This window comes from Dyella sp. SYSU CM1112, from assembly GCF_058216415.1.
In genome coordinates this window covers 375557-385736 of sequence record NZ_JBZEGI010000003.1, presented here as the reverse complement: position 1 = coordinate 385736, position 10180 = coordinate 375557, and the positions used below count along the sequence as shown (strand labels likewise).

Genomic DNA, 10180 nt, shown 5'->3' with positions numbered 1-10180 from the left:
GAAGACGAACTGATGTCCCTTGAAGCCGTGGCGGCGCAGGATCGCCTCGATGATCTGCGGCGCGGTCTGTTGCTGAAAGATGCGGCTGGTGCGCGTGAGTCGCAGGCGCGCGGCATGCGCCTTGATCACGAAGCGATACGTGCGCTGATCCTTGGTCGTGGTCAGGTGGCTGAACTTCGCCACCCAACCGTGGAACAGACGCGGTTCGTCCTCTCTGGGCGCGATCGTGAACGTAGCGTCCTTGCCGAGATAATCCTTGCGCTCAAGCGCATCCGGATGCGTCAGGTCGACGATGATGCGCCAGGGCTCGCCCATGCGCTCGACGATACGGCACGACACCACCGATAACGCACTCTCGGCGGGCGCGCCCGGAACGTCCACGAAGTAAGACTGAAGACGCGCAGACGTGTTCGCTGCGCTGGCGTCATCGAGGCGGGTAGGCATGTATGTGTTCCTGATTTGTTTTTATCGTGTGATGCGCTCGATAGGCATGGCGTCATGGCATGCGTATCGTTTTGCAAAAGATCGAACATAAATGTTTTTCGCAGACACGTGAAGTCATTTTCGCGTGTCAAGAACATCACGAAAGTCATTTGTCTACTTCTGAAATTAATTGAGATAAATCCCGTCACGCGGGTCGAGAAAATGTGGCAATGCCAAGTGTCTTGCTCGTGCATGTAGCATGCAGCGGCGTCGTTACGATGCTTATGCGCAGGTATGGATCACTGACGGGAACACGCGTGACAGTCTGGAAACGCAGCGGCAAAAAGCAGACGTTCAAAACGGGGAAGGCCTTTACGGAATCCGTCAACGATATCCATCGTGGCGTCAGCGGCGATCAGCCCACGGTACTGATCATCACCTATGCGGGGATACCCGGCGAGCCGACGTTCAGGCCCGTCAAAGGCGGCAAGCCGGAGTATCAATAAATCTTGTCCGCAAAACGTGGCCGGTTGCGCTGCGCAGGAAGAAGCGGCGTTGGTACTTCGACATTGATGATCCGGTGATGCCTATGGGATGGTCCATGACTTACCGCGACCCGATGCCAGGGGGCGAATGATTTGCGGGTACCGGCTTTAGCGCCTCAAAATTACCGTCGAGGTTATAAGCGGTCGTGGTTGCATGCCCATCTCTTTTGCGAAGCCTCATAAAGAAAGCCGTTGGAGAGGTCTCAGGGTCGCCGCCGCATTCCCTGGAATGCTTTTCCCGAACACGGACAAGATAAGCCTGTCCTTCATCGTCCGTATCAAAGTACAGGCACTTAAGCGTGATGCTCGTAAGGCGATATTGCGTCGTTATGGCAGCGGCACGAACCGCTGCGTCGTCGTCGTTTTTTAACTGCGCAGTTTGACCGTGGGCAATGGCCACGAAGAGCATGCTCGATAGAAGAAAGATGGGTCGCCTCATGTTCCTGCCGTTTATGGAAAGAATGATTGCTCGCACTTTGCTCTGAGTAGAAAGAGGCCGGTGGAGTACGTTGAAGCAAGATATACAGCGACGTGCTACGTCTGCCGCTGCCATCAGGCATGATCAAGATGGGCGTGAGCGGCGTGATTATGCTGCAAGCAGCGCCACGGAATCCTGTCTTTCAGACAAGTCGTGCAAGGCATCCACACGACACATGCGATGGAAGCAGCCTGGTTGATCAGTGTCCGGTTGAAATAGTGTCGATGATCATGCCGATAGCGATGGTGCGACGTAGGTTGTGGTTGCTGTCGCTGGAACGATGCGGCTGTGCGCGGGGCGGGGCAGGCGGTGTTCCATTTGTACGCTGCGCCGTTACACATGCATCCGGTGGGGGCCGTAGAAAAAATATCGTGGCGTTTCTTGTGCCGGGTTCTGTGTCAAAACGGTATGTCTGGCACGACCCGCATGATTTGTCTGAAATGCTGCATAAAGCGGCTCACACCGCGCGACACGTTTCCTTCCATTCACTACTGTGACCAGCGCCTTCCTACGTGATAGGGAGCTTCGGGCAAGGGTAGGGACATGGTCAATTTCAGAAAGATGTGGTCTCACGTTGCGGTGGCCATGGTGTACGCACTGAGCTATGCACTGCTGCGTGAGGTGTCGTTTTCGCATTGGTTCGTACTGGCCGGATTTCAGCTGTCGGTGCTGATTTTGGTGCCTTACCGCTATTGGCTTGCGCTGGCTGTCGGCGAAACACTACCGGTGAGCTATACGGCCATGACATGTTTGCCTCAGTTTGGTTGGGCCTGGGCACTGTTCGAGATGGTGCCATCACTTCCTCTGATCATGCCTGTAGTCTGTTTTTGCCGGGCGCGCTTGCGTCTCTTAAGCAACGGAGCTGTCAACGTTGCGGTATTGCTGCTCTGTGCTTTGGCGGCTGCCTTAATCGTGACTGGTTATGACGTGGCGCTTTTGTCTTTGGCACCACGTCCGCCTGGATATCCTCCGCTTCACGTCTGGGCCGTGCGCTACATGTTGGGCCATTACCTGGGCATTCTTACCATTACGCCCTTGGTACTCAGCATTTACGAAAAGAGCGCTGCCATCTCCTGGCGTCAGCGAATGGCATGCATTCGAACCCATCGGCTCGTGCTTGAGAGCATCATGCTGCTGCCCTGCCTGGCGGCGCTGGTATGGATCGGCATGCACGCCGCATCGGGATCGGATTTACGCGCCATCCTGCAGATAGCCATGTTTGTCCCCGTGGTGGGGCTGGCCCTTCGGCATGGCTGGCAGGGCGCAGCAGTCGGCGGCACGGCGGCCAGCATCGGCATCGTGCTGCTTATGCCGGCGCTTTACGATCACGGCACATTGCAGGCCGAGACGTTTATCGCGTTCACCATGAGTAGCATGCTCTTGCTGGGCAAACCCATCACGGTCCTGAATCGCCGGGAACAGCAGGAACGTATACGGGTGCGCCAGGCCGTGGCGTTGGCGCAGCGCAACTACCATCAAGGCGAACATCAATTGCGCCGCGTCGCCTATGTGCTATTGGATATGCAGCGCGCCACCTACCGGCTGTTGCAGCGGTTCACGATCTTGTCGCCGCACGAAGCCATTGTGCATGAAGATCAGACCCGTCCCTTGATCCGGCAGGTCGAGCAGCTTACTGACTATGCCCATCCGCTCGGCACCAGGCGCAGCCTGCCGCAAGCTCTGCAAGGAGGCCCGCTACTGCGGACCCTGGCGGATTACGGGGTCGACTTCCATGTGCACTATCGAGGCCGGGTGAGCGCTCTTCCGCAGGCTCTGCATCTGGTGCTTTATCGCCTGGTTTGCGATGGTGCGGCCAATCTGTGCGGCCAGTGCAAAGTGGATACCATCAGGGTATGCATCAGCTCCCGCATCCTTCATGGTCAATGCTGGATTCGATTGGTGATCGAAGCGCAGATGCATCGAGAGGATGCACCATCGCGGCCGTGGAGCAGGCGGCTGTTCTGGGATGAACTGCTCTCCCACTTGCGTGTGCTCAGCCGCGATGGTGACTTTCGGACAATGGTGGATACGGCCCACACATTCGAAGGAAGAGCTCGTCAGCGTATGACGGGCGATATCAGTCAGGTGGTTGTGCTGTTGCGCGGGCCCGACGCCTTCAGCCATTTTACTGAGCAAGCGATCCTTGTAGAGAGCGCAACCTAACCAATCTAGGGGTTAGCGAAGTGGCCACACTCACCGGGATCCTGGCACATATCGTTCTGAATGATCTCGATGGGTGCGGTCGGATCAAATACGGATACCACCACACTGAGAGCAGTATCCTGATACACCGTCTGGACCATCGCCGTTGCGGTACCTGTTGCCGCGTTGGCGGTGGTCACGCGCATAACGTGGATGTTCGCCGCATCCTTGCCTATCGGTAGAACCAGAATCGAGCCGTTCGCGGTGGCAATGGCACCGCGCACCGTACCGCTGGCGTCGTTGACCTGCAGGTAGCGAATGCCGTCGCGTTGGAACACATACACATGCCAATCCGGGCTGGTGCTGACATCCGGCGCATGCGGTCGGGTTTGCCCCAGGCCGGTCGGAGGTGGTGTCTGTGCAAAAAGAGCGGGAACGGCAAATCCCAGTCCCAGTGTGGCAAAAAGTAGTGGTTTGCAGCGGATCGTGCGAGCCATGGTGTTTTCTCCTTGGTGACATAGCCGCCCAGCATGGGCTGGTACACCAGTACAGGCAAACGCATGCAATAAGTAATGTGCGCCGTCTACGGATATCGTCTTTCAGACAAGTCGCGCAAAATTAGCCGCCGAGCCCGGCCGTTGGTACGCGCCGCTCAGGCCAGCATGAGGTTGGAGGCCGTGACGCGTGGGCTGGCGCAACTCACACCCATGTGTTGCCAGTTATCCGCACGCAAATAGCAGCGTTCAATTCGCACGCTGCTCTGCAAACGAATACACCTGATCTGCCCATTGCGTGGCTTCGTAATACGCGCTGGCCATTTTGCGAATGTCCTGCGGCTGAATCTGCGCAGCCTGCAGGTTGCCGGCTTCCCATGCGTAGATGTGATTGAGCAACGGTGCGAAGGGGCCGCGATCTTCCACCAGTGCCTGACGGATTTCGGGCGCCAGCGGCAAATGGCTCAGCACGAATTCCATCGGCGCGCACAGCAGCGTGTCGAGCAGGGACAACAGCCCTGCCATGAACGCCATGTCTTGTTGCCCGGCTGGCATGCCCTTGGCAAGTTTTTCGCACATGTGCGCGCGGATCAGTGCGGTGCGCAGCAATTCCGGCGGACGATCGTCCATGCTGCTCAACGCCATGGTGTGGATCCAGTTGCGCATGCGCGCAACGCCGAAAAAAATCGCTGCCTGCTGAATCGATTTCAGCTGACGCGGCAACGCGAAATAGGCGGAGTTCACACAGCCGAGCAGCTTGTAGCTGAGCACCGCGTCATCGCGAATGATTTCGCCCAATTCCACCGGGCCTGCACTGGCATCCTGCAAGGCACCCATCAAACGCAGCAGGCTGAGCCGGTTAGGTGTCAGCACCGGCACGTCGATCTGCTGCGGCACCAGCAAGTAGCGCCCCTGGATCGCCTGGAACGGCAGATCTTTGCAGTGTGCATAAGTGGCGTGATCGTCGACATTGCCGGCGATGACGCCGAGGCCGCGCTCGAACAACTGCTGGCAGCGTGCGGCCAGGGTGTCCGCATCGAGCGCCTTCGCATCGAGGCGCACATAGCGGACCAGTCGAAGCAAGGGTTCGAGCGTACCGAAAGGTTCGCCAGCAACCGGATCGACAGCGCCAAGGTCGAGCAGTAGCGGACAGTTGCGCATGGCAAGTTGCTGCAAGCGCTGCACTACCGTGACATCACGCACATGGATGGGATCGATGATCACGCCCAGGCGCGGCGTGTGCGCCAGGATATCGGTCTGTTCCAGCAGCAGCATGCGCGGCAGGCGCATAAAGGCGCGGTTGCCGCGCACCAGGCGGGTAATCGCACCATCGGTGATGCCGGAGAGCACGCCGCCGCTCAGCGTGGTATCGGCGTCGGTACCCGCGCCCTGGCGATAGAACACCAGCTCGTAGGCGAACAGCTCCTCTTCGCGGTCCAGCATGGGGCTGCGCACCACCGGCAGCAACATGTCGCTAAGCGCAGTGGCTTCGTTGCTCGGGGATTTTGCGGCAGGAGTAGCTGTACTCGTCGTCATGGCATGGATACCGAACTGATGAAGCGCGTACTACGGTCCGGCGCCGTCACTGCGACGCCGGGGAAAGCTTGTTTATGCCTGCGCCAACGACACGGACCGGTGCGTATCCTGCAACGCGCCATTCTGACCGTACGTGCCGGATTGCGCATCGTTGCCGGTGAGTACGGCCAAGGCGCGGCGCACCTGCGCCAGACGCTGTCCGACCAGCGTGCCATTGCGTAGATTCTTGTCGCGGCAAACCGCCAGCGACTTCAGTAGTTCGCGCCACATCGGTTCGACCTGTTGCGCGGCGTCGGCCGAGGTGCCGCTCAGGTGCAGGCGCTCCACGTCAAGCTGTTCGAGCCGGCGCATCAGCATCTGTTTGGCTTCGCCCGCGCGATTCAGTGCTTGCGCGTCGGCGCAACCCAAAGCCTCGCGCTCCTCGTCCAGGATGGCGATGAGCTGCGATGTCGTCGCGCCCATCTCTTCCAGGACAGTGCGCAACGCGGCACCGAGTTCGGACTGAAGGTTCTGGCTCATGTCGGCAGACGCGCTTACTTCGTACCGCCGATCTGGCCTTCCAGCGACGTCAGGCTCGATGCAATGGCATTCGGATCGACTTTGTAGGTGCCGGACGCCAGCGATTGCTTGATCTGTTCCACGCGGCTGGTGTCGACCGGAGCATTCGCATTGCTGGCCTGGTGGAGCGCACGCGCTGAGTCAGTCAGCCGCACACTGTCGTTGGCCTGTGTTGCGGACGAGCCGGTTGCCGAGGACGTGGTCGAAGCCTGGTTGGCGCTGCTGTCCGTATTGGTGTTTGCCAGCGGCAGCTGCGGCAATCCATTGGACGAAATCGTAGTGTTCATAGCGCTGGCATTCTCTCTTTCGATGAGCCCTGGTGAAGGTATCGGCGTCCCTGAGGAAAACTTGAGCCTGCCGAACCTGCGGAGTATGTCAGTTAGGAGCGGGGGCCGTGGAGGGGTTGGCCGCATCGCCACCGAGGCAGCCCGGGGCCGTCCCGGCGGTTTCGCGAGCGATGACCATGCCTGCGCTCACTCCCCCTTGCTTTCCCGGTCACGGCAAGGCCTGTACCTGCCCGGCGCCAATCACCACCCCGTCCACGATCCGTCCGGAGTTGTCGTTGCGCACTCGCAAATGTGCACCGGTGTCGCCGCCGTCCAAGGCCATCGCAGCAGTACGCACCTGGATGCCGTCAAGCTGGGCGACCAGCTGCACTTGCTCGCCGGCGCGCACAACCTGGCGCCCATTGAAGTCGCCGGGTTCCAGCACGGCACCGGCAATCAGCGGCCGGTCCAGCGAACGCCCCAGGATCTGGTCGAGACTTTCGATATAGCCGTAGCCGAGCCGCGCTATGTCGCGTTCCTCGGTATGCACATCGGCAGGACCCGGAATATCGCCGCGAGCCATCGGCCGGCTGGTGACCAGCACTTGCCGGAACACCTGCATCTCCACGGGAATCTGGATCGTCCAACCTGGCCGACCCGGACAACTCACCGCTACCGCGACGCGCGATGGCGTTCCCTGGCGTATCGGGAGGCGTGCTTGCAGTGGGCGGGTACAGGAAGCCAGGCGCAGGCGCGGATTCAAGCGGGTGGGAACGATCACCACCCGGTTGCCGAGCGTGTTGTATTGCGCGCGCACCGCGCGTTCGGCAACGGTGCGAAGCTCGACCGGCGTCGTGTCGGCGTGCGCGGCGGGGAGGGCGGCAAGCAGCAGGAGCGCGGCGCATGCGCGAGACAGATAACGGCCCGGCTGCGTGGAGCGATGCATTCCCTTCCTTGCGGTGAAGGTGGCATCGTCTCGTGCGATGCCCCGGTGGGTTTGAACAACATGTCCCGCCAACCTTGCCGTTGCACGCCAGCCCGCTACCCGGCGGAGAGAGCGAGGGATCACGGCGAGATGGGCGAGATTGAAAACATTCATGGCTGATCGTCGTTCAACATCGCGGCCAATTGGCTGTTGATGAGTTCGCGTTCGGTTTCCAGCTTGTCGGACATCTGCTTGGCCAACTCGATCTGCCCATTGCCAAGCAATTCGAGAAAGGCCTCGCCGTGCTCGCGCAGGCGGGTCGCCGATTCGTGCAGGCCCGTTCCGGAAGGATGATGGCCCTGGCGTGCGGTCAGCCGGTTCAGGCTGCGCTTCAACACCTCGGTATCAAACCAGCGGCGATCGAGTGAGGTGGGTTCCTGCAACGCCAGCTCCATGCTCTGGCGCAAGCCGATCACCGATTCGCGCACCGTGAGGCTCAGGCTCGCCAGATCGTTGCCGCTCTCGCTTTCCAGCCAGCCAAGGCATAGGCGATGGGCAAGCGCCGCGGCGCGGTTGAGCGATTCGCCGTGGCGACGCGTTTCATAAGCACGCCGCTGCAAGGCACCGAGCATGGCCTTCAAGGTGGTGACGCGTACTTGCGAGGCGTCCTGGCTTTCGCGCAAGGAGCGCAAGCGTTGGCCGGTGCCCTGCAGCACATCGGTACCTTGTTGCAGCGAACGTTCGGTATCGGCGACGCCGCCCTGCGCACGCTCCAAACGCTGCAGGCTGAGCTGCACATTGCCATTCATCTGCAGCGAAAATTCGCCGATCGAGCTGGTCACTGTCTCGATTTCCGCCGTCGCTTGCGCGGTTTTTTCCGCCAGCTGCTTCACTTCATCGGCGACCACCGCAAAACCTCGGCCGGCATCGCCGGCACGCGCCGCTTCGATCGCAGCATTCAAGGCCACCAGATTGGTTTGATGAGCGATGTCCTGCACCGTGGTGGTCAGCGCGCGGATCTGCGCCACCTGCTCGGTGAGCAGGCTCTGGTTTTGATTCATCGCCGACAACGCGCTACGCAGCAAACGCAGCTGGCCTTGCAGGTCGCTGACATTCGCCGAGCTCTGTTCGCCGGCCTTGGCCGCTTGATCGATGCCGCTCTGCGCTTGCTGCAGCAGGGTCGACATTCCGGCACTGCCTTCCGTCAACTGTCCGACACTATCGCGGCCTTCGCCGATCGACTGCTCCAGGGCGCATTGCTCGCGGTGCAACGTCTGCGCATGCGTAAGCACCAGGCTTTGCTGCTCCAGCGATTGCAGCGCGACCGCGGCCGGCGCACGCGGCGCCAGGCGCGCGAACAGCGGCGCAAGCAGCGTGGCCGCCACCGGATGTTTGCGACTCAGCCTCGCCAGCTCGGCGTCGTGACCGGCGACTGCGGCTTGGATCAAGGCGGCCAGGTGCTGGCTGCGGATCAGACTCATAGGCAAGACATTTCCATGCTTGGGTCCCCTGACATCGGCGGGGAGCGCTGAAAGTTGAGGAAGCAAGTGATGTGCCACGACAAAAACAAACGGACCAGTGTCCAGCCGTAGCGGGAGAGAGCGACTCTCTCCCCTGCATGCGATAGGGGACGCGGTGAAGCCAAGCCGCAGCAGGCCCACACAGCGCTAGCGTCCTCCCCGTGCATGCAGGAGAGCGATACATCGGCAAGCAGGATGCGACACTCCTCCGCATCCTCTAAAGCCTCTCGCGAGTTCGCCGATAAGCCGGGTATCACTTCCATCCGGGATTCTCATGAGTGGCGTCGCCTTGCTGGACAGCGTGGAAAGCCATACCAGGCTGGCCGGTCACAATCGCGTCGCGATGCTGTTGTTCCGCCTGGGCGACGCGCAGTTGTTTGGCTTGAACGTCTTCAAGGTGCGCGAGGTATTGCGCAAACCGCCGATGGAAAAACTGCCGGGCATGCATGAACTGCTGGCGGGAAGTTTCGATTACCGCGGCAAGACCATTCCGGTGATCGACCTGGCCGCGGCGCTGGGCTATCCGCCGCTGGCGGACGTCGATTCGGCCCATCTGGTGGTGACTGAATTCAGCCGCTCCATGCAGGGTTTTCTGGTGTCGGATTTCCAGCGCATCGTGCACTGCGCCGGCGAAGCGCTCGAAGCGCCATCGCCAACACTGGGTTTTGGTGGTCGCGTCAGTGCGGTCAGCCGGGTCGATGGCCAGCTGATGGCAGTGGTGGACGTCGAGCACGTACTGGCCAGCATCGAAGGCACGGCGGCCGAGATCTCCTTGCGCATCCAGCACGATGCCGAACATCGCGACCTGAGCCCGCGCCGCATCATGGTGGTGGATGATTCGTTGGTCGCACGCCAGCGACTGGTCAGTTTGTTCAAGCAGATGGATATCGACTGTGTGATCGCACAGGACGGACGCGAAGCATTGGAACGGCTGACCCAGATGGCCGAGGATGAGAATGAAAACGTGATGCTGGTGATCTCCGACATCGAAATGCCGCGCCTGGATGGCTATGCCTTGACGCGCGCCATTCGCGAGACGCCGGCATTGCGTCGGCTCAAAGTCGTGCTGCACAGCTCGTTGAGTGGCGTATTCAATGAAACCCTGGTGCGCGATGTCGGCGCGGATCGGTTCATTGCGAAGTTCCAGCCCGATTTATTGGCGAAGACGGTGCTCGATCTGATGGACCCGTCAACAAATTGACGGCGCCAGCGCTAGAGCGCTGATGTCGGGATTCCGTCCCAGCGCGCCGGTATAACGTCACCGCATGCATGCGAGCCTCGCGTGCATGCGGC

At 60.5% G+C, this 10180-nt stretch carries 10 protein-coding genes; 3 read left to right on the top strand and 7 right to left on the bottom strand.

All coding sequences use genetic code 11. The annotated features are described in order from the left end of the window. A partial coding sequence (locus AC4HNJ_RS07425) for a contractile injection system protein, VgrG/Pvc8 family (protein ID WP_490478913.1) occupies nt 1–444 on the bottom strand: 444 nt, incomplete at its 3' end. A 296-nt stretch (nt 445–740) separates the two neighbouring features. On the opposite strand from AC4HNJ_RS07425, the gene AC4HNJ_RS07420 reads away from it, so the two are divergent. Both AC4HNJ_RS07420 and AC4HNJ_RS07415 read left to right on the top strand, forming a co-directional pair. Then, the gene (locus tag AC4HNJ_RS07420) at nt 741–929 is read left to right on the top strand and encodes a cupin domain-containing protein (protein ID WP_490478912.1); all 189 of its coding nucleotides are present in this window, start codon (nt 741–743) and stop codon (nt 927–929) included. Nucleotides 930–1989: 1060 nt separating this feature from the next. Beyond that, nucleotides 1990–3609 (top strand): MASE1 domain-containing protein, encoded by a 1620-nt coding sequence (locus AC4HNJ_RS07415; RefSeq protein ID WP_490478911.1) that lies wholly within the window; start codon nt 1990–1992, stop codon nt 3607–3609. Nucleotides 3610–3614: 5 nt separating this feature from the next. Here the strand turns inward: AC4HNJ_RS07415 and AC4HNJ_RS07410 are convergent, their stop codons facing one another. The 6 genes from AC4HNJ_RS07410 to AC4HNJ_RS07385 form a co-directional block, all read right to left on the bottom strand. Beyond that, the gene (locus AC4HNJ_RS07410; protein ID WP_490478910.1) at nt 3615–4085 is read right to left on the bottom strand and encodes a hypothetical protein; all 471 of its coding nucleotides are present in this window, start codon (nt 4083–4085) and stop codon (nt 3615–3617) included. A gap of 246 nt (nt 4086–4331) precedes the next feature. After that, nucleotides 4332–5618 carry an EAL and HDOD domain-containing protein gene (locus AC4HNJ_RS07405; RefSeq protein WP_490478909.1) on the bottom strand — a complete coding sequence of 429 codons (1287 nt, stop codon included), beginning with the start codon at nt 5616–5618 and terminating at the stop codon, nt 4332–4334. A 72-nt stretch (nt 5619–5690) separates the two neighbouring features. Next, a complete protein-coding gene (locus AC4HNJ_RS07400) occupies nt 5691–6137 on the bottom strand; it encodes a flagella synthesis protein FlgN (protein ID WP_490478908.1) in 447 nt (148 codons plus the stop codon). Between the two features lie 14 nt (nt 6138–6151). Then, a complete protein-coding gene (gene flgM, locus AC4HNJ_RS07395) occupies nt 6152–6463 on the bottom strand; it encodes a flagellar biosynthesis anti-sigma factor FlgM (protein ID WP_490478907.1) in 312 nt (103 codons plus the stop codon). A 208-nt stretch (nt 6464–6671) separates the two neighbouring features. Continuing rightward, entirely contained in the window at nt 6672–7541 is an 870-nt protein-coding gene (gene flgA / locus AC4HNJ_RS07390; RefSeq protein ID WP_490478906.1) for a flagellar basal body P-ring formation chaperone FlgA, read from the bottom strand. Further along, complete coding sequence (locus AC4HNJ_RS07385) at nt 7538–8848, bottom strand: methyl-accepting chemotaxis protein (protein ID WP_490478905.1); 1311 nt, start codon at nt 8846–8848, stop codon at nt 7538–7540. The genes flgA and AC4HNJ_RS07385 overlap by 4 nt, the downstream gene beginning before the upstream one ends. 313 nt (nt 8849–9161) lie before the next feature. Here AC4HNJ_RS07385 and AC4HNJ_RS07380 point away from each other — a divergent pair, with 313 nt between their 5' ends. Next, entirely contained in the window at nt 9162–10088 is a 927-nt protein-coding gene (locus AC4HNJ_RS07380) for a chemotaxis protein (RefSeq protein WP_490478904.1), read from the top strand. Nucleotides 10089–10180 lie beyond the last annotated feature (92 nt).